The organism is Herbaspirillum sp. NPDC101396, from assembly GCF_044767365.1.
Taxonomy (GTDB): domain Bacteria; phylum Pseudomonadota; class Gammaproteobacteria; order Burkholderiales; family Burkholderiaceae_D; genus Herbaspirillum.
In genome coordinates this window covers 746562-771872 of record NZ_JBIWNT010000003.1, presented here as the reverse complement: position 1 = coordinate 771872, position 25311 = coordinate 746562, and the positions used below count along the sequence as shown (strand labels likewise).

Sequence of the window (25311 nt, the reverse complement as noted above, 5' to 3'; positions counted from 1 at the left end):
TGGAGGAATTAGAGGCTCTTGCGCAGACGCGGATCGAGCATGTCGCGCAAGCCGTCGCCCACCATCTGCAGCGACAACGCCGACAGCACGATGGCAATGCCGGGAAATACCACGAGCCAGATCGCCTGTTCGGCGTAGGCCTGGCCGGACGAAATCATCGTGCCCCAGGTCGGCAGCTCAGGCGGGACGCCCACGCCGAGGAAGGACAAGCCGGCTTCCGCCAGGATCGCGTAAGCGAAGATGAACGTTCCCTGCACCAGGATCGGCGACAGGATATTGCCCAACACATGGAAAAACACGATGCGCGCAGTCGACACGCCAAGTGCGCGCGCCGCCTCCACGAACAACAGTTCGCGCACCACCAGCGTCGAGGCGCGCACGATACGCGCCACCCGCGGCGTGTAGACGATCGCCAGCGCCAGCACCACATTGATCAGCGACGAACCGAGGATCGCCACCAGCGCAATCGCCAGCAGGATGTCGGGGAACGACATCATGGCGTCGACCACGCGCATGATCGGTGCGTCCATGCGCTTGAAGAAACCGGCGCACAGGCCCATCAAGACACCGGCAGCCAGCGCCACCACTACCACCAGCGCACCGATGGTCAACGAATAGCGGCCGCCGGTCAGCACGCGCGTGAAGATGTCGCGGCCGAATTCGTCGGTGCCGAACCAGTGCGCGCCGGACGGCGCCTGCAGGCGCGCCATGATGTCCAGCGCGGACGGATCGTAAGGAGAAGTCAGCGGCACGATGATCGCCAGCAAGGTCAGCGCCACCAGGGTGAACACGCCGAACATGACCAGCTTGCGCCGCATGAATTTGGAAAGAAAAGCGAACATGTCGAGTCCCCGGGATTAATAACGCACGCGCGGATCGATCAGCGTGTACAGCAAATCGATGGCCAGGTTGATCAGCACGTAGATCACGGCGATCGCCAGCAAGGCGCCCTGGATCACCGGGTAGTCGCGCCGCTGCACCGCCGACACCACCAGGTTGCCGACGCCCGGCAGGCCGAACACGGTCTCGGTCACCACCGCGCCGCCGATCATCAGCGCCGCCGTCAGGCCGATCACGGTCACCACCGGAATCAACGCATTGCGCAAGGCGTGACGCAGGATCACGCGGCGCTCGTTGAGGCCCTTGGCGCGTGCCGTGCGGACGTAGTCATCCGACAGGACGTCGAGCATCGAAGCACGGGTAAAACGAATGATCAGCGCCGAGTTGAGTACGCCCAGGACAACCGCCGGCAACAACAAGTGATGCAGGCGATCGAGCAACGGCGCGCCCGGGTCGCCATAGCCGGCCACCGGGAACCAGCCCATCTTGACCGCAAAAATCTGCATCAGGATCAGGCCGAACCAGAAGCTCGGAATACTCGCGCCCAGCATCGCGACGCCGGTGAAAATCTGGTCGACCATGCGACCGCGCCATACCGCGGAAACGATGCCGCACGGGATGCCGATCAGGCAGGCCAGCGCCACGGCAAAAATGGTCAGGAAAAAAGTCGGTTCAGTGCGAGACGCCAACGCTTCGGTCACGGGCATCTGCAGGAAAATGGATTGGCCGAGATTGCCCTGCGCCAGCTCCTTGAGCCAGAAGCCGAACTGCACCAGCATCGGCTTGTCGAGCCCGTATTGGGCGCGCAGTTTGGCGATGTCGGCAACGGTGGCCTGGTCGCCCAGCATGATCGCAGCCGGATCGCCCGGCGCCAGGCGTGTGATGAAGAACACCAGCACGGCGACGATCAGCATGACGATCACCATGCCGGTGAAACGTCCTGACAGGTAACGTAACATAAACGTGAAATCCGTTAAGGAATGAGGGATGCAGCTTGCCAACCGGCTTCATCGTCGATGAAACCGGTTGCGTCTGCGGTACAAAAAAATTTCAAGGGCACGGCAAAAAGGTATTGCAAAGGCAGTGCAAAAGCGCGTCGCGGTCCGGGTTCTGCCGATGGGCGGAACCCGGGGCTTGCTACGGCAATCAGTCAGCCAGCTTGGTGTTCCAGAAGTACGGCCATGGCATCGGCACATATCCCTGCAGCTTGGCCGATCGTGCGGTCAGGCTGTTGAAGCTGCCCAGGCGGATGTACGGCACCTCATCGTAGACCGTGCTTTGCACCTTGCCCCACAAGGCACCGCGATGGGTCGGATCCATTTCGTGCGAGAACACGGTGACCGAGACATCCTTGCCCGCGCTCTTCCAGCCGCCCGGCGCGCCGTCGCTCAACTGCGGCGGCGACAAGGTCGGTTCAGGCAGGAAGGCCGAGTGCGTCATGTAGATGTCCCACAGCGCCATGTCATTGCGACGCTGGATCAGCGTGGCCCAATCGACCACTTGCATGTCGACTTTGAAGCCGGCCAGCTTGAGTTCTTCACCCATGACCAGCGCCATACGGTAGTGGAATTCATATTGCTTGCTGGTCAGGATCTTGATCGGCTCGCCCTTGTACCCGGCCTTGGCGGCCAGGTCGCGCGCCTTGGCAGGATTGGCCTGGTTATATGACGCGACGCCGTCCATCGAATAGAACGGCGAACCCTTCGGGAAATGATTGCCCTCCACCGAGAAGAACTTCGGATCGCCAAAACCGGCTGTCATGATTTCCTTCATGTTCAATGCAGCCTGGATCGCCTGGCGCACGCCCTGCTTTTGCAGCGGACCTTGGACCGTGTTCAGCACCACATACGGGAAACCGAACGGCGCAGTGATCACCGGCACGACGTTGGATTTTCCCGCCAGACGCGGCGAGGCCTCGGCCGGCAGCAAGTCGGCGAACTGGTACTGGCCGGACAGCGAACCTTCGACGCGGGTGTTCGGGTTCGGCACGGGAATGAAGCGCAGCTCCGACAACAAGGCTTCACGCTTGCCCGCATAGCCGCTGGCCGCTTCCTTGCGCGCGCTGTAGCCGTCGAAGCGGGTCAGCAGCACGTATTGGTCGGGCTTGCGCTCCTTGAACTGGTAAGGACCGGTGCCGATGAAATCCTTGAGCGGATTGGCGACAGACTCTTTCGGCATGATCGCGGCGAAACCGGACGGCAATGCCAGATGCGCCAACAGCGGCGCATAGGCGTTCTGCATGTTCAGCACGATGGTGTAAGGACCTTTGGCGTCGAGGCTCTTGATCTCTTTCGAGACGGCCTTGCCGCGTGGCGCGATGTCCATCCAGCGCTTGAGCGAAGCGACCACGTCGTCGGACTTCATTTCCTTGCCGTTGTGGAACTTGACGCCCTTGCGCAATTCGATGGTGACGGTCTTGCCGTCGGCGCTCACCTTGGGCAGGCTTTCGGCCAGCATCGGTTGGATGACCCACTTGGCATCGAAGGTGTACAGCGGCTCATAGACGTGCTGCATGATGGTGGCGACCAAATCGGTGGTCGATGCCATCGGATCCAGCGTTTGCGGCTCGGCCACCATCGCCAGGTTGGCGACACCGCCGGGAGCAGCCTGCGCCAGTGGCGACACGCCCGCCGTAACCAACACGGCGGCGCTCACTGCACATTGAAATAGCAGACGCCTGCCCTTGTTGAACGACGGTAAAAAAGTTCGCACTGTCATCATCTTCTCCTCGATGCTGCTGGGTTAAAAATCCTGGCTTGACCAACTGTCGCGACACGCGCCTTGCGGCGGTCTCAGCGTCCGGCTGTTTATTCGTTGTTATTTGCTGTGGACTGCTTGCTGAAATTTTTTGGTAGTTTATATCACGATCTTTGTCGCAGCAATAAGTAAACACCGCCCCAAACAACTAAAACTCTTTACCCATGCACGATAAGAAGAAAAAGAAAGGACTGTTATTTAGTAACACAAATGCTGCACTGCTCCAAAATCGGGCGCGGATATTGCCCTCATCACCAAACTGAGGCGCACTGCGGGTTGGCGCGCGACAACCCCGGAAAGCCGCAAAAGCAGGCCCGGGGGATTATCGAAAACGGACGAGATAACGGTCGCAGGACGCGGCCGTGAGACGAGATGGTGCAACTGAAAATCGTAAAAACAACAGCAACAAAAATGACAAAGGCGACGAGGTCTTCAGCCCATTTTCATGATGAAAAAAACTTTGGAAAAGCACGTCGCGTTGGCAAATCGCCTCACTCTTCCAGCGGCAACGCCAGCGTCTCCTTGATTTCTTCCATCACCACGTAGCTCTTGGATTGCGCAGCGCCCGGCAGCTGCAGCAGGATGTCACCAAGCAGCTTGCGGTATTCCGCCATGCCGCGGATGCGCGCCTTGATCAGGTAGTCGAAGTCGCCCGACACCAGGTGACATTCCTGCACCTCCGGAATGCGCAGCACTTCGCGGCGGAACTGCTCGAACATGTTGCCCGATTTGTGGTTGAGCGTGATCTCTACGAACACCAGCAAGGTCGCGCCCAGCGTGGCCGGATCGATACGCGCGTAATAGCCGCTGATGACGCCGTCGCGCTCCATCCGTTTGACGCGCTCGATGCAGGGCGTGATCGACAGTCCGACCTGCTCTCCCAGGTCTTTCATCGAAATGCGGCCGTCCTTTTGCAGGACCGCCAGGATGCGGCGGTCGAGCTTGTCCAGGGTGCGTACTGAAAGCTGCTGTGTTCTCATGATTTATTCTCGTTTTATTCACTCAATACCAGAACAAATACTGGTCGATTGCCAATATCATGGTTTTATATTCTACATACTCATCATCATTTCGGGGAATCCATCATGCGCGTCGTCATTCTGGGTAGCGGAGTCATCGGCGTCACCAGCGCCTACTATCTGGCCAAGGCCGGCCATCAGGTCACCGTGCTCGACCGCCAGCCAGGCCCCGCGCTGGAAACCAGCTTCGCCAACGCCGGCCAGATCTCGCCCGGCTACGCCTCGCCTTGGGCTGCGCCCGGCATTCCGCTCAAAGCCCTGAAATGGATGTTTGAAGAACACGCGCCGCTGGCGATCCGCCCTGACGGAACACTGCAGCAATTGCGCTGGATGTGGCAGATGCTGCGCAATTGCAGCGCCGACCGCTATGCCGTCAACAAGGAACGTATGGTGCGCCTGGCCGAATACAGCCGCGATTGCTTCCGTGAATTGCGCGCCACCACCGGCATCGACTACGAAGGCCGCCAGCAAGGCACGCTGCAACTGTTCCGCACGCAGGAGCAATTCGACGGCGCCGCCAAGGATATCGCCGTACTGCGCCAGACCGGTGTGCCGTTTGAATTGCTGAGCCGCGAACAACTGGCCGGCGCCGAACCGGCATTGGCGAAAGTCAGCCACAAGCTGACCGGCGGCCTGCGTCTGCCCAATGACGAAACCGGTGACTGCCAACTGTTCACCACCAAGCTGGCGAAGATGGCTGAAGAACTCGGTGTGCAGTTCCGCTACGGTGTCGACATCCAGGATCTGGCCGTGGCCGGCGACGATATCGACGGCGTCGTATGCGGCAAGGAGCTGGTGCGCGGCGACGCTTACGTGGTGGCGCTTGGTTCGTATTCCGCCAACTTCCTGCGTCGCATCGTCGACATTCCGGTGTATCCGCTGAAGGGCTATTCGATCACCGTGCCGGTGCTCGACTCCCTTGCCGCGCCGGTCTCGACCATCCTCGACGAAACCTACAAGATCGCTGTCACCCGCTTCGACAATCGCATCCGCGTGGGCGGCATGGCGGAAGTGGTCGGCTTCAACAAGGAACTAAACCCGAAGCGTCGCGCCACGCTGGAACTGGTCGTCAACGATCTTTTCCCCGGCGCCGGCAATACCGCGCAAGCCAGCTTCTGGACCGGGCTGCGGCCAATGACGCCGGACGGTACGCCGATCGTCGGCGCCACGCCATTGAACAACCTGTTCCTCAACACCGGCCACGGCACGCTGGGCTGGACCATGTCGTGCGGCTCAGGCAGTTTGCTGGCCGACCTGATTTCCGGTAAACGCCCGGCGATCGCTTCCGATGATTTGTCGGTGGCGCGCTATCTTGGACAGCGGCAATTTTCCTCGACCGTCACTGCATAAATCGCTGCAAATCTTTTCGTACATTCCGATTACGCCTGACTTCAACGTCAACCTACCAGGCCGAAGCTTTTCGCTTCGGCCTTTTTTGTTGCAGTGCGTTTTCATACGTGTAGGAAAAGTCTCACAAGCGCTATCTGCGCGCACCGACATTGCCGTCCCGGCAATCAGTCGATAATCGATCCAGCCCCGGAATTCCTCGGTCCGCAAACGCAAGTCCTCTTGAAGAAAGACCTTCGTATGCACGCCCAACTTCATCGCCATGTCGACTGCGGCCCTGCCGCCAACCAATCTGTCCCGACCGCTAAACAGATCGCCCGCGACGGCGGCCTGCGCTACGTCAACGACGACACCCCCGGCATCCTGCGCGTGCGCGGCGACGGTGAATTCACCTACACCGACATGCACGGCAAAACCGTCAACGACGAAACCACATTGGCGCGCATCAAGGCCATGGCGATTCCACCGGCATGGGAAGAGGTGTGGATCTGCCCTTGGGCCAACGGCCATATCCAGGCCACCGGTCGCGATGCCCGGCAGCGCAAGCAATACCGCTATCACGCGCGCTGGCGCATCGTGCGCGACGAGGTGAAATACCAACGCATGATCACGTTCGCGCAAGCGCTGCCACAGATCCGCAAATGCCTGGAACACGATCTGAAGAAGCGCGGCCTGAACAAGCAGAAAGTGCTGGCTACGGTGGTGTACCTGCTGCAAGCCACGCTGATGCGCGTCGGCAACGATGAATACGCGCGCAATAACCAATCCTTCGGGATCACCACGCTGCGCAACCGTCACGTCAAGGTCGACGGCGGCGACATCAAGTTCCATTTCCGCGGCAAGAGCGGCGTGCAGCATTCAATCAAGTTGCACGATCCCTACATGGTGCGCATCGTCAGGAAGCTGCTCGACCTGCCCGGCCAGGATCTGTTCCAGTATCTCGACGAAGAAGGCGAAACGCACACCATCGGTTCCGGCGACGTCAACGACTACCTGCATGAGATTACCGGCGAGGATTACACCGCCAAGGACTTTCGCACTTGGGCCGGCACGGTGCTGGCGGCGCTGGCGCTGGATGAATTCCAGCAATTCGATACACACGCCCAGGCCAAGAAAAACATCGTGCAGGCGATTGAGCATGTCGCCAAGAAACTCGGCAACACGCCCACCATCTGCCGCAAATGCTACGTCCATCCGGATGTGATTTCATCGTATCTGGACGGCATGACGGCGGGTCGGCTCAAGGAGCAGGTGCGCGACAACCTGGTACAGGAAATGCACGCACTGAGTCCGGAAGAAGCGGCCGTGCTGGCGCTGCTGCAGCAGCGCTTGCAGCAGGAACAAAAGGATGCGAAGGCAGGGAAAAAGAAGGCGGGATAAAAAAGAAGGCTGGATAAAACAGGAACGCGTCCGGCTTTCACAGCAAAGCCGGACACGCCACGAAAGTACTACGCCGTGGCCGGCACCCTCTCCAGCTTGGGAAGGAACGCCGCCAGCAAACCGATCAGCGGCAGGAACGCGCAGACCTGATAAACGAAGAAAATATCAGTCACGTCGGCCAGCTTGCCCAACAGCGCAGCGCCGATGCCACCCATGCCGAACGCGAAACCGAAGAACAATCCCGAGACGGTGCCGACCTTGCCCGGCATCAGCTCCTGTGCGAACACCAGGATTGCCGAGAACGCCGACGCCAGAATCATGCCGATGATGACCGTCAGCACGCCTGTCCAGAACAGGTTGGCGTAAGGCAGCATCAGCGTGAACGGCGCCACACCCAGGATCGACGTCCAGATCACCGCCTTGCGGCCGACGCGATCGCCGATCGGGCCGCCGGCCACGGTGCCGATGGCGACCGCGAACAGGAACACAAACAAATGGATCTGCGCGTCCTGCACCGACAACTGGAACTTGCTGATCAGGTAGAACGTGAAGTAGCTCGACAGGCTGGCCATGTAGAAGTACTTGGAGAAGATCAGCAGCAACAGGATGCTGACCGCCATGATGACCTTGTTGCGCGGCAGCTCGACGAAGCCGTGCGACTTCTTCTTTGACTTGGTCTTGCCGGCCAGTTGCTGGCGTTGATACCAGTGACCAATCTGACGCAACACGACGATGGCGATCAGCGCTGCGATGGTGAACCACGCAATACTGCGTTGGCCACCCGGGATGATGATCCACGCCGCCAGCAAAGGACCCATTGCACTGCCGGCGTTGCCGCCGACCTGGAACAGCGATTGCGCAAGGCCGTGGCGACCGCCCGATGCCATGCGCGCCACGCGCGATGCTTCAGGATGGAATACGGAGGAACCGGTGCCGACCAATGCCGCCGCGACCAGCAGCACCCCAAAATTCGGCGCTACCGACAACAGCAGCAGGCCGCACAGGGTCGAGCCCATGCCGATGGCCAGCGAATAGGGTTTCGGATGCTTGTCGGTGTACAGGCCGACCAACGGCTGCAGCAATGAGGCCGTGACCTGGAAAGTCAGCGTGATCAGGCCGATCTGGGCGAAGCTCAGGTGGAAATTACCCTTCAGCAGCGGATAGATCGCCAGCAGAAGCGACTGGATCATATCGTTGAGGAAATGCGAAAAGCTGATTGCGCCGAGAACCCGGAAACCGGTCTTCTCAGCGGCCTGCTGTTCGTTTGCCTGCGGCATTTCCGGCGGGTTGAGCGCTGTCTCCATGATGGCCTGTCTAATAATTGGATGGGAAACCCGGAATTTTAGACCTGTTGGCTTTTCTTGTCTTTTGACGCCCCATTTTGGGTCATCCGTCCCATCCTGCTTCAGCCAGCCTTGCGGAAGGTAAGGTTGTACCGACACTCGCCGGTCAGTGCATGGGTGCCCTGCGCCAGCGTATCGACGCCATGGAAACGCAAGCGCGCCGGCCCGCCCCACACCACTACATCGCCGCTTTCAAGACGCATGCGCACCGGCCTGTCGGCGCGCTCGGCGCCGCCGAAGAGGAAGGTTGCAGGCAAACCCAGCGACACTGAAACGATGGGTTGCGCCATGTCGCTTTCGTTCTTGTCCTGGTGCAGCGACATACGCGCACCGGGCGCGTAGCGATTGATCAGACAGGCGTCCGGAAGGAAATCGTTGAATCCGGCTGCGGCCGCCGCCCGCACCGCCAGTTCCAGAAAAATGCCAGGCATCGTCGGCCACGGCTGCTGCAACAAGGGATCTTCGTGCTGGTAGCGATAGCCGCGCCGATCGGTCACCCAGCCAAGCTCACCGCAATTGCTCATCGCCACCGACATGGTGTAACCGCCCGGCGTCTGCATCTGGCGGAATGGCGATTGCGTGGTCACCTGCTCTATCGCCTGGATCAGAGCAACCGCATCGTCATCGGCATAAGCGCGCAGCCAGGTCGCGCCATCGGCGATGGGCTCGATCGCCGGTGCACGCAAGGCTGCAAACAAATCACCGGTCACGTTTTGCCGTCGCCTTCCCGGTCGAGCAAAGCCTGCTTGCGCTCCACACCCCAGCGATAACCGGACAGCGAACCATCCATGCGCACCACGCGATGGCAAGGAATCAGCACCGCAATCGCGTTCGAAGCGCAAGCGCTGGCCACCGCCCGCACCGCCGTCGGGCTGCCGATACGTCCGGCGATGTCCGAATAGGTCACGCGCTGCCCCGCCGGAATATCGCGCAAGGCTTGCCACACGCGTTGCTGGAAGGCAGTGCCGCGCACGTCGAGCGGCAGGTTGAGATCGCCCTGCGGCGACTCGATGAAGCCGATGACCTTGGCGATCAGTTTTTCGAATTCGGCGTCGGCGCCGATCAGCTCGGCTTGCGGAAACTGGTCTTGCAGATCACGCACCAACTGATCAGGATCGTCGCCCAGCGTGATCGCGCAGACGCCCTTTTCAGTGGTCGCCACCAGGATCGCACCGAGCCAGCATTGCGCCACCGCGAAACGGATCTGGGCGCCGCTGCCGCCACGACGATACGCGCTCGGCGTCATGCCGAGCCGGCCGCTGGATTCGGCGTAGAAGTGGCCGCTGGAATTGAAGCCCGCATCGTACATGGCGGTGGTGACGCTGTCGCTCTGGGCAAGTCCCGCACGCAGGCGCTGCGCCCGTTGCGCAGCGGCGTAGGCCTTGGGCGTAACGCCGGTTTTTTCCTTGAAGACGCGATGGAAATGGAAGCGGCTCATGCCGGCGATCTGCGCCAGTTCATCCAATGAAGGCAGATCCTCGGCTTGCTCGATGGCGCGACAGACGGTGGCGATGGCTTGCGCCTGGCGTTCACCCAGCGCCGCTTCATTCGGCTTGCAGCGCTTGCAGGCGCGGAACCCGGCCTGTTCGGCCTGCACGTCGGTATCGTAGAAGGCGACGTTTTCGCGGCGCGCCCGGCGTGACGGACACGACGGCCGGCAATAGACGCCGGTGGTGCGCACGGCGTAGTAGAACGTGCCGTCGGCCGTCTTGTCGCGTTGCATGACGGCCTGCCAGCGCCGGTCGTCGAGGCCGGCGGCGATGTTGGAAACGGCTGCGGAAGCAGAGCTCTTGCGGGTATTCATACTGAACATGATGACACCTTTTGGTTATACGGTCATCGCAGTATAGGAAGCGCTCCGCCTGCCCACACTCCCGCCCTTGCTTTCAAATCCGCTGTTGTTTTCCTGCCTGGAAATCAGGATGAAAACTTGATGCGCTGGCGGCTTTGCGCCGGTTGCGTGACATGGTCCAACGGTAGCACGTGCGAATGCTTGACCTGTTTCATCGTGATGTTGGACTTGACGTTGGTCACGCCCGGCAAACGCAGCAAGCGCGTCATCATGAATTCGGAAAACGCCGCCAGGTCGGGCGCGACGATGCGCAGGATATAATCGGCTTCGCCGGTGATCGAAAAGCATTCCATGATTTCCGGCATGTCCTGCACAGCCTCTTCAAACTGGATGCCGCGAGTTTCCCCCTGGCGGTCCAGCGTGACGTTGGTAAAGGCGGTGACGCCCAGGCCGATCACGGCCGGGTCCAGCACGGCGGTGTAGCGCTCGATGACGTGGGCTTCTTCCAGCCGCTGCACGCGACGGCTGATCTGCGAGGTGGACAGGTGGACTTTCTGTCCGAGGGCGCTGTTGGTGATGTGGCCGTCGCGCTGCAATTCAGCCAGCAAGGCCAGGTCAAACCGGTCTACGGTGATTGTGCTCATATCTCCCTTTTTTATGCATAAATTTGAACAATTTGTGCATGATACCGTGAAGAATGCGCGAATAACAATCACATTTTGCGTCTTTCCTGCAATAAACTGGCTTCACATACCACCCAGCACGGAGCGAGTGCAAGGGGTTCATTCCGACACCGCGCCGGTCCGCTCCGCACACCAGGAGACCATGATGGGCCAAGCCACGCCAACTTCTTCCACCCGCAGCAGCACCGACCTGTTCGACAACCCGATGGGCACTGACGGCTTCGAATTCGTCGAATACGCCGCGCTTGATCCTCTGCCGATCGCCGCCGTGCTGGAATCGATGGGCTTCGCGGCGGTGGCCCGCCATCGTTCCAAGAACGTCACACTATACCGCCAGGGCCAGATCAACTTCATCATCAACGCCGAGCCTGACAGCAACGCCACCGAGTTCGCCAAGGTGCACGGTCTGTCGGTCAATGCCATGGCCTTCCGCGTCAAGGACGCCGCCGCCGTCTACAAGCGCGCGCTGGAAATGGGCGCCGAAGGCGTGCCGGCCAAGCTCGGCCCGATGGAGCTGAACATCCCCGCCATCAAGGGCATCGGCGGTTCGCTGCTGTACCTGGTGGATCGCTACGGCGAGCGCGGCTCGATCTACGACATCGACTTTGAATTCTTCCCCAACGTCGAGCGCAACCCGGTCGGCGTCGGCCTGACCTATATCGATCACCTGACCCACAACGTGGTGCGCGGCGCGATGGATACGTGGTCGTCGTTCTACGAGCGGCTGTTCAACTTCCGCGAGATCAAGTATTTCGATATCGAAGGCAAGCTGACCGGCTTGAAGTCGCGCGCGATGACCAGCCCGTGCGGCAAGATCCGCATCCCGATCAACGAGAGCGCCGACGACAAGTCGCAGATCGAGGAATTCATCAAGCAATACAACGGCGAAGGCATCCAGCATATTGCGCTGGGCACCGACGACATCTACCAGACCGTGCGTGCGCTATATCAGCGCAAGGTGCCGCTGCAGGACACCATCAACACCTATTACGACCTGGTCGAACGCCGCATCCCCGGCCACAAGGAAGACCTGGCCGCGCTCCGCGAGCTGAAGATCCTGATCGACGGCGCGCCGACAGAAGGCCAAGGCCTGCTGCTGCAGATTTTCACGCAGACGCTGATCGGACCGATCTTCTTCGAGATCATCCAGCGCAAGGGCAATGACGGCTTTGGGGAAGGCAATTTCAAGGCCTTGTTCGAATCGATCGAGCTGGACCAGATCCGGCGCGGCGTGATTTAAGGCAGTATCAAAACAGCAATATCATGACGGCGTGCCTGCTTTTGCAGACACGCCGTTTTTCATTTCCCGGCCTCAAGAAATCGCGCCGCGCGCCGTAAAAGAAAGTACTACTTCTGCGAGGGAAATCCATGCCTGTCAGCGCTCAATCCGGAAAATACGCCCCCCACGCCGCTTCTGCCGTGGTGGAAGAGACCTCCGAGCGCATCGACCAGCTGACCCGCCAGATCCGGGATTTGCAGCGACAATCGCAGACCTTGCCGTCGTCGCTGCCTGAGCAGGAGCTGACGCAATTGCGCCAGCGCATTCAATCGCACTATCAGGAAATTTTCCGGCTCGAAAAGGAAAAGGCGCGCTCGCGCAATCGCAACGGCAGCTATCTCAGCGTAGTGCTGTCAGTGGCGACCGCCAGCGCCTGAAGGCGCCACGTCTCGCTCCCCAATCAGTCTTTCTTGCCAGCCACCAGCGCCGCCATCGCGGCAGCTTTGGGCTGCGCGCCACTGAGCAAGCCATCGACGACACCGGCGCGATTCTGCGCCGGCTGATTCTGGCTGACCTTCCACTTGCCGACCAATGCCGTGATCGTGATTTCAATCCCGACGATGGCGCCGATCATCTTGTCAATATAGTCCGGCGGCGCATCGCCGACCGACCACGGTTGCGCCATGGCGGCTTCATGATGCGTGGTCAGCCTGGTCACGAGGCTGCGCAGCCATTCAGCGTCGTCAATGATGCGCAAGGGTCCGCTGGCATGCACGACGGCGTAATTCCAGGTCGGCACGGCCTTGCCGTTTTCCTTCTTGGTGGGATACCAGGACGGCGAGATGTAAGCGTCCGCGCCCTGAAAGACCGCCAGCGCATCCGTCGTCGCCACGAAGTCTTTCCAGAACGGATTGGCGCGCGCCACGTGCCCGCGCAGGACCCCATGCTCGCCTTCGTCGGCGCTGAGGATCAGCGGGATGTGATTGGCGTCCAAGCCGGCCGATGTCCGCGTGACCAGCGTGGACAAGGGATAGTCCTGCATCAGGCGATGCAGGACGCTGCGGTCGGACTCGGCGAAATGGCTGGGTAGATACACGTGTTTTCCCTTGCTGTAAGCGGCACGACGCCGACTTTGTTCAAGCGATCTACTGTACCCGACCCTGCCGGTTTTTCACAGGAGGCAAAACACGCGACAATGCCGGCCGCACGTTGCGAAAAACTCGACAACGCGCAGCCGGCAATGCGGCTTAAGCATGGCCCAGGTAGGCTTTACGCACGGCATCGTTGGCCAGCAGATTGGCGCCGGTGTCGGCCAGCACGACATGGCCGTTTTCCAGCACGTAGCCGCGATCGGCCACGCCCAGCGCCTTGTTGGCGTTTTGCTCGACCAGGAACACGGTTACGCCCTGGTCGCGGATGGTACGGATGATCTCGAAGATCTGTGCAATCACCAGCGGCGCCAGGCCCAGCGTCGGTTCGTCCAGCAACAGCAGGCGCGGCTTGCTCATCAGCGCGCGGCCGATGGCCAGCATCTGCTGCTCGCCGCCCGACATGGTGCCGGCGCGCTGGCTGGCCCGCTCCTTGAGGCGCGGGAACAGGCCGAACACATGCTGCACGCCCTCTTCGATCTCGTCGTTCTTGGCGAAGAACGCACCCATCTTGAGGTTTTCCAGCACGGTCAGACTTGGGAAGACGCGGCGGCCTTCCGGTGAAATCGCCATGCCCAGCCGCATGATTTCATGCGTGGAACGCTGCGTGATGTCCTGGCCTTCGAAGATGATCTTGCCGCTCGAGGCGCGCGGATTCCCGCACAAGGTCATCAGCAAGGTGGTCTTGCCGGCGCCGTTGGCGCCGATCAGAGTGACGATCTCGCCCTTCTCCACATTCAGCGATACGCCATGCAGCGCTTCGATGGCGCCGTAGTGGGTATGTACCTGTTCAAACTGCAACATCATTCTTCTCCCAGGTAGGCTTTGATCACGCGCTCGTCATTGCGCACCAGCTCCGGCGTGCCGGTGACGATGGGCTTGCCGTGCTCCATCACCAGGATGCGGTCGGAGATGCCCATGATCAGGCTCATGTCGTGTTCGATCAGCAGCACGGCCACGCCGTGGTCGCGGCGCAGGCGGTCGATCAGTTGCTGCAGCTCCTGCTTCTCTTGCGGATTGAGGCCGGCGGCCGGCTCGTCCAGCAACAGCAGGCGCGGCTTGGTAATCATGCAGCGGGCGATTTCGACGCGCCGCTGCAGGCCGTACGACAAGGTGCCCGCTTCACGATTGGCCAACGCTGTCAGGCCGAGCTGGTCGAGCCAGTAGGCCGCGCGATCAAGCGCGTCCTTTTCGGCGCGGCGATAACCAGGCAACTTCAGCAACCCCGACACCAGATTGTTGTTGATCTGGTTGTGCTGCGCGACCAGCAGGTTCTCGACCACGCTCAAGGTCTTGAACAGCCGGATGTTCTGGAAGGTGCGGACCAGGCCCTGCTGCGCCACGACGTGGCTGGGCCTGCGCGCAATCGAAGCGCCGTCCAGGCTGATATCGCCGGAAGTCGGCTGGTAGAAGCCGCTGATGCAGTTGAACACGGTGGTCTTGCCGGCGCCGTTGGGGCCGATGATGGCGAACACTTCCTTGTCCATCACCGACAGCGACACGCCGTCGACCGCCAGCAGGCCGCCGAAGCGCATCGACAGGCCGGACACTTCCAGCAAGGTCTGATTGTTTGTCGTTGTCGTCATCATCGTGGCAGCTCCACGTGAGGGCGCGTCGCCGGCAGCAAGCCTTGCGGACGCCACATCATCATCAACACCATCACCAGGCCGAAAATCAGCATGCGGTATTCCGCAAAACTGCGCGCCACCTCAGGCAGGATGGTCAGCAGGATCGCCGCCAGGATCACCCCCAGCTGCGAGCCCATGCCGCCCAGCACCACGATGGCCAGGATCAGCGCCGACTCGATGAAGGTAAACGATTCCGGATTCACCAGTCCCTGGCGCGCGGCGAAGAAGCTGCCGGCCAGGCCGGCGAACGCTGCGCCCAGCGTGAACGCCGACAGCTTGATCTTGGTCGGATTGATGCCCAGTGAACGGCAGGCGATCTCGTCGTCGCGCAGGGCTTCCCAGGCGCGCCCCATCGGCATGCGGATCAGGCGGCTGGTCACGAAATACGTGAACAGCACCAGCAACAGCGCGACGAAGTACAGGAAGATCACCATGTGCCCGCCCTGGTAGGTCAGGCCCAGCATGTCGTGGAAAGTCGTGCCGCCTTCGACGCTGGCGCTGCGCGCCATTTCGATGCCGAACACGGTCGGCTTCGGAATGCCTGACACGCCGTCGGGACCGCCGGTCAGCGAGGTCATGTTGTTGAGCAGCAGGCGGATGATTTCGCCGAAGCCCAGGGTCACGATGGCCAGGTAATCGCCGCGCAGGCGCAGCACCGGGAAACCGAGAATGAAGCCGAACAGCGCCGACATGCCGGCCGCGATCGGCAGGCATTCCCAGAACGTGAATCCAAAGTACTGATTCAGCAAGGCATAGGTGTAACCGCCCACCGCATAGAAACCGACGTAGCCGAGATCAAGCAGGCCGGCGAAGCCGACCACGATGTTCAGGCCAAGGCCGAGGATCACGTAGATCAGCGCGAGCGTCACCACGTCGACGTTGCCGCGCGAACCGAAGAACGGCCACACCAGCGCAATCGCAAACAGGAACAGCAAGGCGTAGCGCTGCTGGCGCGGCTGCAGTTGCGGCAATGCCGGCAGGCGTATTTTCTTGGTGCTGCGCGTCAGCGCCGGCTTGATCAGCTGGAACACGAACACCACCAGCACGGCGATCAGCACCGGCGTCCAGTGCGCGTTGAGCACCACGCGATAGCCTTCGAGCTGCAGTTGCAGGCCGAGCATCGGCGTGGTCAGGATGGCGGTCAGGATCGCCGCCGCCACGGCGTTTTTGAGTGTAATCGGCATCAGACTTTCTCCACGTCCGGTTTGCCCAGCAAACCCGTAGGACGGAACAGCAGGATCAGCACCAGCAAGGCAAAGGACACCACATCCTTGTACTCGGCCGGCAGGTAGCCGGCGGCGAAGGTTTCAGCCAGGCCCAGCAGCACGCCGCCCAGCATCGCGCCGGGGATACTGCCGATGCCGCCCAGCACGGCGGCGGTAAATGCCTTGATGCCGGCGATGAAACCGATATACGGATTGAGCTTGCCGATGGTCAGCGCGATCAGCACGCCACCCACAGCCGCCAGCATCGCGCCCAGCACGAAGGTGAAGGAAATCACGCGATTGGTGTCGATGCCCAGCAGATTGGCCATGCCCATGTCTTCGGCGCAGGCGCGGCAGGCGCGGCCCATGCGTGAGCGCGCGATGAAGAGCGTCAGGCCGACCATCAGCGCCAGGGTGACGCCGACGATGATCAGGCGCGAATACGGAATCGTGACGGTGAAGTCGCTGCCCATCTGGAACTCGATGGCGCCCGAGATCAGCACCGGCACCGACATGTCGCGCGAGCCCTGGCCGATCTGCACGTAGTTCTGCAGGAAGATCGACATGCCGATCGCCGAAATCAGCGGCACCAGGCGCGGTCCGCCACGCAGCGGACGATACGCCACGCGCTCGACGGTCCAGCCGTACAGGCCGGTGACCACCACCGAGACGATCAGCGCGGCGCCCAGCAGCAGCGGCAACGGATAGCCCGCCTGCACGCCGATGGCGGTCAGCGTGACCAGTCCGATATAGGAGCCCATCATGTAGATTTCGCCGTGCGCGAAATTGATCATGCCGATGATGCCGTAGACCATCGTGTAGCCGATGGCGATCAGCGCATAGATCGCGCCCAGACTCAGCCCGTTGACAAGCTGCTGGGTCAGTTGAGGGAGCAGTTCATTCATAGGAAACCTGACAAATGTAGATGTGCAAATGCCCCATTCTTACCGCAATGGGGCATTTGCATGGTTGACGTCAGTGAGGACGACTACTGCAAGCCGGACTGGAAATTACTTGGCTTCAGTCTTCGTTGCGTCTTTGTGCCAGGTGAAGACCACGAACTTGAACGACTTCAGGTCGCCCTTCTTGTCGTATTCCACGGTGCCGATCGGTGTCTTGAAGGAATTGGCGTGGATGTACGCGGCAACCTTGGTCGGATCAGTCGACTTGGTGGCGGTGATCGCATCGGCGATCACCTTCACGCCCGAGTAGGCAGGCATCTGGAACGGACCGTTAGGATCACGCTTTTGGGCAGCGAAAGCCTTGACCAGTGCGGCATTGGCAGGATCGGCAGCGAAGTCGGCCGGCAGTGTGACCAGCATGCCTTCGGAAGCAGGACCGGCGATCGCCGTGATGTCCTTGTTGCCGACGCCTTCAGGGCCCATGAACACGGCCTTGACGCCTTGTTCGCGCGCCTGGCGCATGATCAGGCCCATTTCAGGATGGTAACCGCCGAAGTAGACGAAGTCCACGCCTTGCGACTTGAGCTTGGTGATGACTGCCGAGTAATCGCTGTCGCCGGCGTTCACGCCTTCAAACACGACCACCGGAATTTTTGCTGCTTCCAGGCCGGCCTTGACCGAAGTCGCCACGCCTTGACCATACGACTGCTTGTCGTGCAGGACGGCAGCCTTCTTCGGCTTCAGCTTCTCGACCACGTACTTGGCGGCGGCAGGACCTTGCTGGTCGTCGCGGCCGATGGTGCGGAAGATGTACTTGTGCGGCTTGGCTTCAGTCAGCTGAGGCGCAGTCGCCGACGGCGTGATCATCACGACGCCTTCGTTTTCATAGATGTCGGAAGCCGGAATGGTCGAACCCGAGCAGACGTGACCGATCACGAACTTGATGCCCTGGCTGACGATCTTGTTGGCGACCGCAACTGCTTGCTTCGGCTCACAGGCGTCATCCATCAGCACTGCTTCGAACTTGTTGCCGCCGGCGCCGCCGGCTGCGTTGATCTGCTCGATCGCGGTCAGCGCACCTGCCTTGACCATGTCGCCGTATTGGGCAACGGCGCCAGTCATCGGACCGGCAATGGCGATCTTCACGGTTTCAGCCTGAGCGATGCCGGCGAGGGAAACAGCGGACACGGCAACACCAACGGCCATGGCGATTTTTGTCAGGCGGTTCAAAGGGAATACGGATTTCATTGAATTTCCTCCAATTTATTTGTGCGTTACAGGTAAATAACGTGAGCAGGCAATAGGTAAGGTGCGGCATCTTTATAGATGCTGGCACCATGGGGCAGGAGTGTAACATTTCCGTCATATACGACAGATTTTTTTATACCGACACCCCCCCGTTCGCGTTTTTTGCGCATCTCGATAATATTCCACACACTTTTCGTTCAAAAAACGAAAAAACCTTTTCCGATATTTCCAAATCCTCGCTTGTTGCGGCGCACCCAATATGGCCGAAAGTGATCGAAAAGGACCGTGAAAAGCGTACCTGCCACGAAAAAACGCCGCCTGAATTGCTCAGTGCGGCGTTCTTCCCTGCGAGACGCGAATGACTTAGAACTGCTCCCAATCCGATTCGTTGTCCGGGGTCTTGGGCACCACCAGCCTTGGTGTGCTTCTAGGCTGCAGCGCTGTCGTGCGCGGCGTGACGTCGATGGAACGTTTGGCGGCAGGCGCCGGCCTTTTTACATCCTCCACGGCGCGGACTTGCGCCTGGCCGATGTTGAACACGCTGACCACTTCCGACAAGGTCGCGGCCTGGTCCTGCAGCGATTGCGCGGCTGCGGCGGCCTCCTCCACCAGTGCAGCGTTTTGCTGCGTGACTTCATCCATCTGAGCGATGGCCTGGTTGACCTGTTCGATGCCGGCGCTCTGTTCCTGGCTGGCCGAGCTGATCTCAGCCACGATATCGGTAACGCGCTTCACGCTGGCGACCACTTCCGCCATCGTTGCACCGGCCTGCTCCACCAGCTTGCTGCCGGAGTCAACCTTGCCGACGGAATCGTCGATCAGGGTTTTGATTTCCTTGGCGGCGGCGGCGGAGCGTTGTGCCAGGCTACGCACTTCGGACGCCACCACCGCGAAGCCGCGACCCTGCTCACCGGCGCGTGCAGCTTCCACAGCCGCATTCAGCGCCAGGATGTTGGTCTGGAACGCAATGCCGTCAATGACGCTGATGATATCGACGATCTTGCGCGAGGAGTCATTGATCGCGCCCATGGTGTCTACCACCTGGCCGACCACGCTGCCGCCCTGGATCGCCACGGCCGATGCCGATTCCGCCAGTTGGTTGGCCTGGCGCGCATTGTCGGCGTTCTGCTTGACGGTCGAGGTCAGCTCTTCCATCGACGAGGCGGTTTCTTCCAGCGAGCTGGCCTGCTCTTCCGTACGCGACGACAGGTCGAGGTTGCCGCTGGCGATCTGCGTCGATGCCGTGGCGATGGTGTCGGTGCCGGTGCGCACCTGCGACACGATGTTCAGCAAGCTGTCGTTCATGGCCTTGAGTGCGCCCATCAACTGACCCGTTTCATCGCGCGACTGGACATCGATACGCGCAGTCAGGTCGCCCGCGGCGACGCGCTGGGCGATCTCGACGGCGTTCGTCAGCGGACGCGACACAATCGCCGCGACCCAGAACGCCAGCATCAACCCGAGCGCCACGCTGATAGCCAGGATCACCACAATCCAGATGCGCGCAGCTTCATAAGTGCTGGTGGCGGTCTGGTCGGCGATGGCGCTGCCGGCTTCGTTGATGCCACTGAGGCGATCGAGCTGCTCGGTCATCGCCAGGTAGATCTTGGTCGAGTCGCCGCGAATCAGCAGGCGTGCCTCGTCGTTGAGGCCGCCGCGCGCCAACATCACGATCTTCTGGTTTTCCGCCAGATAGGCGGTGAGGTTCTTCTTGAATTCGGGATAGACAATCTTCTCATCCGGTTCCGAAATCAGCGGGGCATAAATGCTGTCGAATTTCTTGAGCTGAGCCAGTTGTCCTTCGATCGATTTCTCATAGCGTGAGAAATCCGCCTCGTTGTCGGACTGGATGTGCTGCAGTTCCGCCACGCGGATGCGGCTGAGTGCGGTCTTCATTTGCAGCGCTGCGCGCATGGCCGGCAGCCAGTTGGTGCTGATATCGGTGGAAGCTTGATTGACGCGTGCAATCTGGGCGATCGAGAAGGCGCCGAGAAGCGCCGTCAACAGCAGTACCGCTACAAACGACAGCAACAGTTTGTGGGCAATTTTCAAGTGGTAAAACCATTTCATGGGGTGCTCTTTGGGATCAAGGAAGTGCGGTTACCTCGCCCCGCGATGCCATGGGAGCGTGGAAGAAAGCAGAAGACAGCGTCGGGGCTATATTTGCCCCTGTGGCGTTGATGGCTTGCCGGCGGTATGGAAGAAATGCTTGCCGGCTTCCGTATGTGGTTTTCATTGCAATATTTTTTTTATTGCGTCACTGTCTGAACAGTGACGCCGTGAAACTGGAATGCATGATGCGAACTTGATTCTTTACGACAACTCATGCGATTTCTTGAGCGCTCTTTGTTACTCTTTACAGTTTTCCTGCATAACGTTATCTGCATGCCCCAGCCATTCCCCCCTGCCCGCCGATTGCCGCAACTGCTCGCCGCCGGCTTGTTCGCTTTCATCATGTTTGTCGTTGTTGCCGCCGGCGCCGCCGAACTGCGCCAATACCGTTATCAACAGATCAACATCAACACCTGCACGATCGACCTGCAGCAGGACACCTTGCGCATGTACTGGAAGGATCCCGCCGGCCAGGTGTTCGGCACCTTCTCGGCGCTGCGCAACTGGCTGCGTCCACAAGGCAAGGAGGTGGTCTGCGCCACCAACGCCGGCATCTACGACAAGGAGCGCCGCCCCCTCGGCCTGTACGTCGAAGGCGGCGTGGCGCTGCGCAAGCTCAACACGCGGCGCGACGCCTACGGCAATTTCTACCTGCAGCCCAACGGCGTGTTCATCGTCGAAGAAGGACGCGCACGCATCGTCGACACCGCCACGGTCGACAGCGACCGCGACCGCTGGCTGTCGCAGGCCGTGTACGCGACGCAATCGGGACCGATGATGCTGCGCAACGGCGAGATCAACGCCGCCTTCGATCCGGGCTCGATCAACCTGTTCGTGCGCAACGCCGTTTGCATTGATCCGGCGCAGAAAGTCATCCTGGCCATCGCCAGGAACCCGATCAGCTTCCATGATTTCGCGCTGTTCCTGCGCGACCGCTTGCGTTGCGTCGACGCGCTCTACCTCGACGGCAACATCTCGCGCATGTATCCCTCGCTGGAAGCCGATATCGGCCCGGCGTTCGGGGCCATCATTGCGGTAGTAAAAACAGCAGACAAGTAGACCAACCCGACATGGGGTTCCGACGTTGCAACGATGATGCGGCTTGCGCATATCGACATGCAAAATCCTTCGTTCTCCCGCGCCGGGCGATATGTGACCATCGCGCCTTGCTCGCCTCGCCCATCCAGGCGCCAGGCACTGCATATCATCACTACAATCATCGGGAGAAAAAATGCGTCGCTGGTCGGTTTCCGTATTATTCGCTTTGCTGGCGCTGGGCGCCAATGCCGTTTCGGCGCAGGACAAGCACAAGATCAAGGTAGGCGTTTCGGTCGGCAACGCCGAACAGACCTTCGAAGTGGTCAAGAAAGTCGCCGCGCGCGACGGTCTCGAGATCCAGATCGTCACCTTCAGCGACTACCTGCAGCCCAACGAAGCGCTCAACGCCGGCGACCTCGACGCCAACGCCTTCCAGCACCAGCCCTTTCTCGACAGCCAGATCAAGGCGCGCGGCTACAAGCTGACACCGGTCGGGCTGACCATCACGGCGCCGCTGGGCATCTATTCCAAGAAATACAAATCCGTCGATCAACTGCCGCAAGGGGCCAGCATCGGCATCCAGAATGATCCGTCCAATGGCAACCGCGCCTTGTTGCTGCTGCAAAAATACGGTCTGATCAAGCTGAAACCGGGCGTCGGTGAAAACGGCGTCAACGCCACCCCGCTCGACGTGATCGAAAATCCGAAGAAACTGAAACTGATCGAACTGGACGCCGCGCAATTGCCCCGTTCGCTGGACGACCTGGCGGCGGCATCGATCAACAACGATTACGCAGTCAAGGCCGGCCTGTCCCTGCAGCGCGACACCATCGCGGTGGAAGATGCCAAGGGCCGCTACGCCAACCTGATCGTGACGCGCACCGAAGACAAGGACAAGCCATGGGCCAAGAAATTGGTGAAGGCCTATCAATCGGCGGAAGTGCGCAACTTCATCGAAACCGAATTCAAGGGTTCGCTGGTGCCGGCGTTCTGATGTGATGCTGATGTGATGCTGATGTAATTGAGGTAATGCGGCAGACATCACAAACCGTCCGCTCATAAAAAAGACCCGCAGACTCTGTGCCGCGGGTCAAAATCCCTTTCAAGAGGGAGGTTGAAGGAACAGTTCAACCATTTTTAGGATTCCCTCTTGCGGACAAAGTTCGCATTTCTTCCAAACCCTTGTCCAATATCTTCAACTTTCGTTGAAGACTGCGCGTGCCGGGGATGATCCCGGCATCATCGCGTTCCCTGCTTCCCCAATTCCTTAGGGCTTCTTGTCGCCGGTGCCGCCTGCATCAGCCGGTGGCGGCGCAGCTGGCGTGGTCGCACTGCTGCTGCCCGCGTCCGGAGCCGGAGTAGCAGGTGCTGGTGGCGGTGTCATCGCCGGCGGGGTTGGCGTTGCCGGAGCCGGCGTTGCGCTCGAATCGGTTGCCGGCGGCGGCGTGGCGGGCGCTTCATCGCGCTTGTTGCAACCGGCCAGAAGAGCTGTGAACATGACTGAAGCTAAGACTGCATGGCGAACTAACATAGATGCCTCCAAGAGTTGTTTGAACAAGAATGGGTACGGCAGGGTCTGAGCAAGTCCCTGCTACCTCCACAAATTTAGATGCCCTTGAATTCAATCGTTCCCGCCCTGTCGCGGTCATCTTGTAGGAGAATTGCGCATCTTTGCGTAAGTATTCGCAACAAAACCTTCAGATAGTTTCTTTTCCCGCTCATGCCCTCTTGTTTCCCGCAGTCGTTGCGCCGTTTGTCTCTTCCCATTCTCTTCGCTGTTTGCGGCTTGTCGGCAAGCGGGATTGCGCTGGCCGGCGTCACACCGTTGACAAGCCGACAATGCGCAGCGATGCAAGAAAACCAGGTATTGAGCGCGACCAATCCTGTGCCCTGCGAACGCCTCTCGCTGGTGACCTTCTCGTATCGCGATTTCCACGGCAAGCAGCATGACGACGGCAGCCTGGTCGTGCTCGACGCCGTGGCGCCGCAAGTGCAGGCGATTTTCGATGAACTGCTGGAACGTAAATTCCCGCTGCAGCGGGCACAGCTGATGGAGCTCTATCACGGCGACGATGAAGCCTCGATGGACCACAACAACAGCTCGGCCTTCAACGGCCGTCCGATCACCGGCGGCGGCGCCTGGTCGAAGCATGCTTACGGCGTCGCCATCGACATCAATCCTGTGCAGAACCCATACATCGGCAAGGACGCCTCGGGACAGACCATGATGCTGCCGTCTGCGGCAAGCGCATATGTCTCACGCAAAGTGCGACCGGGCATGGCGGAGCAAGTGCTGGAAGTCTTCTTCCGGCACGGATTCCTGATCTGGGGCGGGTATTGGAAACAACCGATCGACTATCAGCATTTTGAAATCGGCAGCCGCGACTTCATCGCCCGCCTGCTGGCGCTGCCGAAGGACCAGGCGCGCGCTGAATTCGCCGCCTATGCGCAAGGATATGGCGCGTGCATGCAGCGCAGCGACATCGTCGCCATGCCGAACCTGGTGACGCGCGGCAAAGCTTGCGCGGGACAGAGCAAGCGCTGAAGACTATTCCAGCAACACGCGTACAGCCTCCGCGCGCACGGCGCCATTAGCGTCGTCACGCACCAGTACGCCGGCGCGCTGCTTCAAATAATGTTTGGCAGATGCCTGCTGCAACAATGGTCGCACCTGGCTCAGCGCGTCAATCAGCAGTGGCGTCAACCGGTCAAGCTCCGGACGGATATCGCGCGCCAGATCGGGTGGATTGGCGAAGCGCGCATGCGCTTCCTGCTTCCACTGTGCATGCAGCGCTACCTGGATGATTTTCCCCGCATCGAATTGCGCCTGGAAGAAGCGGCGCATGAACGACTTGTCTTGCGCATCTGCCGTCTTCAGCGACGCCGTGAGGTCATCCAGGATCTGTCGTTCGCGTGCAGGATCATTGATCGGCGCACCGGAATTCCACTTCGTTTGCGCCACCTTCACCGCCACATCGAGGCGCTGATCGATCAGCGTCAGCAAGCCGTCGATTTTCTGACGCGCCGCCTGGTCCGGCGTCGTCGACAGCGATTGACAGCCGGCCATCAGCAGTGTCAGTACAAAAGCCTGCAACAGCACATTCAGGCGCGCAGCGTAGCGCAATGAATTCATCGCGGTCTCTCTCGAAAAAATGGGAACCGCCATTGAAACACACTCATCGCGTCCTTGCCGCGTTGCAATGCGTTGCACCCCGGCAGCGCTGCATGTCAGTTTGAGATTTTTCCTATATTGCGCGACACGCCGACTCGCGACAATGCAAGACATCTCTTTCAAGCTCCGAGCATGTCATGCAATTCATTTTTCTGATCTGGCCAATCCTGCTGCTGCCGGTCTTCGTGACCTGGCTTACACGCCCGCGACCGGTTGCGCCGCCATCACGTTCATCTACGCAGCGTCGCGCCGCCGCCAACTCTGCAGCCGCGCCTTCTCCGGTCTTGCTCAAGCCTGTACAGCAAACCACCGCCGCCGAACGTTGCTGTAATTCGCCCGCCTATCGCCGCGCGGCGGTGCAAGCGTACGAAACGATACAGGCGCTGGACATGGAAGAAGAGAATGACGATGCGATCTCGTCTGCGGTGCAGTTGCAGAGAAAAGACGCAGCATCTTCACGCTCGTAAAGCTGTGTAAG

General features: G+C 60.3%; 25 protein-coding genes. 8 read left to right on the top strand and 17 right to left on the bottom strand.

What is annotated here, in order from left to right:
* Window positions 1-8 precede the first annotated feature (8 nt).
* The 4 genes from ACIROY_RS13360 to ACIROY_RS13345 all read right to left on the bottom strand — a co-directional run bounded on the left by ACIROY_RS13360 (window position 9) and on the right by ACIROY_RS13345 (window position 4577).
* The gene (locus ACIROY_RS13360) at window positions 9-842 is read right to left on the bottom strand and encodes an ABC transporter permease (protein ID WP_402279303.1); all 834 of its coding nucleotides are present in this window, start codon (window positions 840-842) and stop codon (window positions 9-11) included.
* Window positions 843-857: 15 nt separating this feature from the next.
* Complete coding sequence (locus ACIROY_RS13355) at window positions 858-1799, bottom strand: ABC transporter permease (protein WP_402279300.1); 942 nt, start codon at window positions 1797-1799, stop codon at window positions 858-860.
* 187 nt (window positions 1800-1986) lie between these two features.
* On the bottom strand, window positions 1987-3558 hold the full coding sequence (locus ACIROY_RS13350; RefSeq protein WP_402279297.1) for an ABC transporter substrate-binding protein: 1572 nt from the start codon (window positions 3556-3558) through the stop codon (window positions 1987-1989).
* A gap of 530 nt (window positions 3559-4088) precedes the next feature.
* A complete protein-coding gene (locus ACIROY_RS13345) occupies window positions 4089-4577 on the bottom strand; it encodes an Lrp/AsnC ligand binding domain-containing protein (protein WP_053198436.1) in 489 nt (162 codons plus the stop codon).
* A 105-nt stretch (window positions 4578-4682) separates the two neighbouring features.
* Between ACIROY_RS13345 and ACIROY_RS13340 the strand changes: the two genes are divergently transcribed.
* Window positions 4683-5966, top strand: a complete 1284-nt coding sequence (locus ACIROY_RS13340) for a D-amino acid dehydrogenase (RefSeq protein WP_402341945.1) — start codon at window positions 4683-4685, stop codon at window positions 5964-5966.
* A gap of 237 nt (window positions 5967-6203) precedes the next feature.
* Window positions 6204-7343, top strand: a complete 1140-nt coding sequence (locus ACIROY_RS13335; protein ID WP_402341943.1) for a DNA topoisomerase IB — start codon at window positions 6204-6206, stop codon at window positions 7341-7343.
* Window positions 7344-7411: 68 nt separating this feature from the next.
* Here the strand turns inward: ACIROY_RS13335 and ACIROY_RS13330 are convergent, their stop codons facing one another.
* The 4 genes from ACIROY_RS13330 to ACIROY_RS13315 all read right to left on the bottom strand — a co-directional run bounded on the left by ACIROY_RS13330 (window position 7412) and on the right by ACIROY_RS13315 (window position 11122).
* Complete coding sequence (locus tag ACIROY_RS13330) at window positions 7412-8647, bottom strand: MFS transporter (RefSeq protein ID WP_402279289.1); 1236 nt, start codon at window positions 8645-8647, stop codon at window positions 7412-7414.
* A 101-nt stretch (window positions 8648-8748) separates the two neighbouring features.
* Window positions 8749-9396, bottom strand: coding sequence for a DNA oxidative demethylase AlkB (gene alkB, locus ACIROY_RS13325; RefSeq protein ID WP_402341941.1), 648 nt, complete (start codon window positions 9394-9396; stop codon window positions 8749-8751).
* Entirely contained in the window at window positions 9393-10499 is a 1107-nt protein-coding gene (gene ada / locus ACIROY_RS13320; RefSeq protein WP_402341939.1) for a bifunctional DNA-binding transcriptional regulator/O6-methylguanine-DNA methyltransferase Ada, read from the bottom strand. Before ada ends, alkB begins: the two co-directional genes overlap by 4 nt.
* Window positions 10500-10603: 104 nt before the next feature.
* Window positions 10604-11122, bottom strand: coding sequence for an Lrp/AsnC family transcriptional regulator (locus ACIROY_RS13315; RefSeq protein ID WP_016835679.1), 519 nt, complete (start codon window positions 11120-11122; stop codon window positions 10604-10606).
* Window positions 11123-11306: 184 nt separating this feature from the next.
* Between ACIROY_RS13315 and hppD the strand changes: the two genes are divergently transcribed.
* Together hppD and ACIROY_RS13305 are read left to right on the top strand one after the other, a co-directional pair.
* Window positions 11307-12401 carry a 4-hydroxyphenylpyruvate dioxygenase gene (gene hppD, locus ACIROY_RS13310; protein ID WP_402279384.1) on the top strand — a complete coding sequence of 365 codons (1095 nt, stop codon included), beginning with the start codon at window positions 11307-11309 and terminating at the stop codon, window positions 12399-12401.
* Window positions 12402-12529: 128 nt separating this feature from the next.
* Window positions 12530-12817 (top strand): hypothetical protein, encoded by a 288-nt coding sequence (locus ACIROY_RS13305; protein WP_402279283.1) that lies wholly within the window; start codon window positions 12530-12532, stop codon window positions 12815-12817.
* 23 nt (window positions 12818-12840) lie between these two features.
* On the opposite strand, the gene ACIROY_RS13300 is transcribed toward ACIROY_RS13305, so the two are convergent.
* The 7 genes from ACIROY_RS13300 to ACIROY_RS13270 all read right to left on the bottom strand — a co-directional run bounded on the left by ACIROY_RS13300 (window position 12841) and on the right by ACIROY_RS13270 (window position 20581).
* Window positions 12841-13476 carry an FMN-binding negative transcriptional regulator gene (locus ACIROY_RS13300; RefSeq protein WP_402341938.1) on the bottom strand — a complete coding sequence of 212 codons (636 nt, stop codon included), beginning with the start codon at window positions 13474-13476 and terminating at the stop codon, window positions 12841-12843.
* A gap of 151 nt (window positions 13477-13627) precedes the next feature.
* Window positions 13628-14332 carry an ABC transporter ATP-binding protein gene (locus ACIROY_RS13295; protein ID WP_402279279.1) on the bottom strand — a complete coding sequence of 235 codons (705 nt, stop codon included), beginning with the start codon at window positions 14330-14332 and terminating at the stop codon, window positions 13628-13630.
* Window positions 14332-15117, bottom strand: a complete 786-nt coding sequence (gene livG / locus ACIROY_RS13290; RefSeq protein WP_402279276.1) for a high-affinity branched-chain amino acid ABC transporter ATP-binding protein LivG — start codon at window positions 15115-15117, stop codon at window positions 14332-14334. The genes ACIROY_RS13295 and livG overlap by 1 nt, the downstream gene beginning before the upstream one ends.
* Window positions 15114-16340, bottom strand: coding sequence for a high-affinity branched-chain amino acid ABC transporter permease LivM (locus tag ACIROY_RS13285; RefSeq protein ID WP_402341936.1), 1227 nt, complete (start codon window positions 16338-16340; stop codon window positions 15114-15116). Before ACIROY_RS13285 ends, livG begins: the two co-directional genes overlap by 4 nt.
* A complete protein-coding gene (gene livH, locus ACIROY_RS13280) occupies window positions 16340-17266 on the bottom strand; it encodes a high-affinity branched-chain amino acid ABC transporter permease LivH (protein WP_402341934.1) in 927 nt (308 codons plus the stop codon). Before livH ends, ACIROY_RS13285 begins: the two co-directional genes overlap by 1 nt.
* A gap of 105 nt (window positions 17267-17371) precedes the next feature.
* Entirely contained in the window at window positions 17372-18511 is a 1140-nt protein-coding gene (locus ACIROY_RS13275) for a branched-chain amino acid ABC transporter substrate-binding protein (protein WP_402279269.1), read from the bottom strand.
* 363 nt (window positions 18512-18874) lie between these two features.
* Window positions 18875-20581 carry a methyl-accepting chemotaxis protein gene (locus ACIROY_RS13270; protein ID WP_402341932.1) on the bottom strand — a complete coding sequence of 569 codons (1707 nt, stop codon included), beginning with the start codon at window positions 20579-20581 and terminating at the stop codon, window positions 18875-18877.
* Window positions 20582-20896: 315 nt separating this feature from the next.
* Between ACIROY_RS13270 and ACIROY_RS13265 the strand changes: the two genes are divergently transcribed.
* Entirely contained in the window at window positions 20897-21682 is a 786-nt protein-coding gene (locus tag ACIROY_RS13265; protein WP_402341930.1) for a phosphodiester glycosidase family protein, read from the top strand.
* Between the two features lie 172 nt (window positions 21683-21854).
* Complete coding sequence (locus tag ACIROY_RS13260; RefSeq protein ID WP_402341928.1) at window positions 21855-22655, top strand: MetQ/NlpA family ABC transporter substrate-binding protein; 801 nt, start codon at window positions 21855-21857, stop codon at window positions 22653-22655.
* Between the two features lie 273 nt (window positions 22656-22928).
* Here the strand turns inward: ACIROY_RS13260 and ACIROY_RS13255 are convergent, their stop codons facing one another.
* Window positions 22929-23159, bottom strand: coding sequence for a hypothetical protein (locus ACIROY_RS13255; RefSeq protein WP_402341926.1), 231 nt, complete (start codon window positions 23157-23159; stop codon window positions 22929-22931).
* Between the two features lie 351 nt (window positions 23160-23510).
* On the opposite strand from ACIROY_RS13255, the gene ACIROY_RS13250 reads away from it, so the two are divergent.
* Window positions 23511-24206, top strand: a complete 696-nt coding sequence (locus ACIROY_RS13250; protein ID WP_402341924.1) for a M15 family metallopeptidase — start codon at window positions 23511-23513, stop codon at window positions 24204-24206.
* Window positions 24207-24209: 3 nt separating this feature from the next.
* Here the strand turns inward: ACIROY_RS13250 and aroQ are convergent, their stop codons facing one another.
* On the bottom strand, window positions 24210-24794 hold the full coding sequence (gene aroQ, locus ACIROY_RS13245) for a gamma subclass chorismate mutase AroQ (protein WP_402341923.1): 585 nt from the start codon (window positions 24792-24794) through the stop codon (window positions 24210-24212).
* A 176-nt stretch (window positions 24795-24970) separates the two neighbouring features.
* On the opposite strand from aroQ, the gene ACIROY_RS13240 reads away from it, so the two are divergent.
* Window positions 24971-25300: a hypothetical protein gene (locus ACIROY_RS13240; RefSeq protein WP_402341921.1), complete on the top strand. Its 330-nt coding sequence runs from the start codon at window positions 24971-24973 to the stop codon at window positions 25298-25300.
* The last annotated feature ends 11 nt before the right edge of the window (window positions 25301-25311 follow it).

What these genes read in the sequence shown, in the direction of transcription:
- ACIROY_RS13360 (WP_402279303.1), bottom strand. Translation starts at nt 842, where the DNA reads ATGTTCGCTTTTCTTTCCAAATTCATGCGGCGCAAGCTGGTCATGTTC.
- ACIROY_RS13355 (WP_402279300.1), bottom strand. Translation starts at nt 1,799, where the DNA reads ATGTTACGTTACCTGTCAGGACGTTTCACCGGCATGGTGATCGTCATG.
- ACIROY_RS13350 (WP_402279297.1), bottom strand. Translation starts at nt 3,558, where the DNA reads ATGACAGTGCGAACTTTTTTACCGTCGTTCAACAAGGGCAGGCGTCTG.
- ACIROY_RS13345 (WP_053198436.1), bottom strand. Translation starts at nt 4,577, where the DNA reads ATGAGAACACAGCAGCTTTCAGTACGCACCCTGGACAAGCTCGACCGC.
- ACIROY_RS13340 (WP_402341945.1), top strand. Translation starts at nt 4,683, where the DNA reads ATGCGCGTCGTCATTCTGGGTAGCGGAGTCATCGGCGTCACCAGCGCC.
- ACIROY_RS13335 (WP_402341943.1), top strand. Translation starts at nt 6,204, where the DNA reads ATGCACGCCCAACTTCATCGCCATGTCGACTGCGGCCCTGCCGCCAAC.
- ACIROY_RS13330 (WP_402279289.1), bottom strand. Translation starts at nt 8,647, where the DNA reads ATGGAGACAGCGCTCAACCCGCCGGAAATGCCGCAGGCAAACGAACAG.
- ada (WP_402341939.1), bottom strand. Translation starts at nt 10,499, where the DNA reads ATGTTCAGTATGAATACCCGCAAGAGCTCTGCTTCCGCAGCCGTTTCC.
- ACIROY_RS13315 (WP_016835679.1), bottom strand. Translation starts at nt 11,122, where the DNA reads ATGAGCACAATCACCGTAGACCGGTTTGACCTGGCCTTGCTGGCTGAA.
- hppD (WP_402279384.1), top strand. Translation starts at nt 11,307, where the DNA reads ATGGGCCAAGCCACGCCAACTTCTTCCACCCGCAGCAGCACCGACCTG.
- ACIROY_RS13305 (WP_402279283.1), top strand. Translation starts at nt 12,530, where the DNA reads ATGCCTGTCAGCGCTCAATCCGGAAAATACGCCCCCCACGCCGCTTCT.
- ACIROY_RS13295 (WP_402279279.1), bottom strand. Translation starts at nt 14,332, where the DNA reads ATGTTGCAGTTTGAACAGGTACATACCCACTACGGCGCCATCGAAGCG.
- livG (WP_402279276.1), bottom strand. Translation starts at nt 15,117, where the DNA reads ATGATGACGACAACGACAAACAATCAGACCTTGCTGGAAGTGTCCGGC.
- ACIROY_RS13285 (WP_402341936.1), bottom strand. Translation starts at nt 16,340, where the DNA reads ATGCCGATTACACTCAAAAACGCCGTGGCGGCGGCGATCCTGACCGCC.
- livH (WP_402341934.1), bottom strand. Translation starts at nt 17,266, where the DNA reads ATGAATGAACTGCTCCCTCAACTGACCCAGCAGCTTGTCAACGGGCTG.
- ACIROY_RS13275 (WP_402279269.1), bottom strand. Translation starts at nt 18,511, where the DNA reads ATGAAATCCGTATTCCCTTTGAACCGCCTGACAAAAATCGCCATGGCC.
- ACIROY_RS13270 (WP_402341932.1), bottom strand. Translation starts at nt 20,581, where the DNA reads ATGAAATGGTTTTACCACTTGAAAATTGCCCACAAACTGTTGCTGTCG.
- ACIROY_RS13265 (WP_402341930.1), top strand. Translation starts at nt 20,897, where the DNA reads ATGCCCCAGCCATTCCCCCCTGCCCGCCGATTGCCGCAACTGCTCGCC.
- ACIROY_RS13260 (WP_402341928.1), top strand. Translation starts at nt 21,855, where the DNA reads ATGCGTCGCTGGTCGGTTTCCGTATTATTCGCTTTGCTGGCGCTGGGC.
- ACIROY_RS13255 (WP_402341926.1), bottom strand. Translation starts at nt 23,159, where the DNA reads ATGTTCACAGCTCTTCTGGCCGGTTGCAACAAGCGCGATGAAGCGCCC.
- ACIROY_RS13250 (WP_402341924.1), top strand. Translation starts at nt 23,511, where the DNA reads ATGCAAGAAAACCAGGTATTGAGCGCGACCAATCCTGTGCCCTGCGAA.
- aroQ (WP_402341923.1), bottom strand. Translation starts at nt 24,794, where the DNA reads ATGAATTCATTGCGCTACGCTGCGCGCCTGAATGTGCTGTTGCAGGCT.
- ACIROY_RS13240 (WP_402341921.1), top strand. Translation starts at nt 24,971, where the DNA reads ATGCAATTCATTTTTCTGATCTGGCCAATCCTGCTGCTGCCGGTCTTC.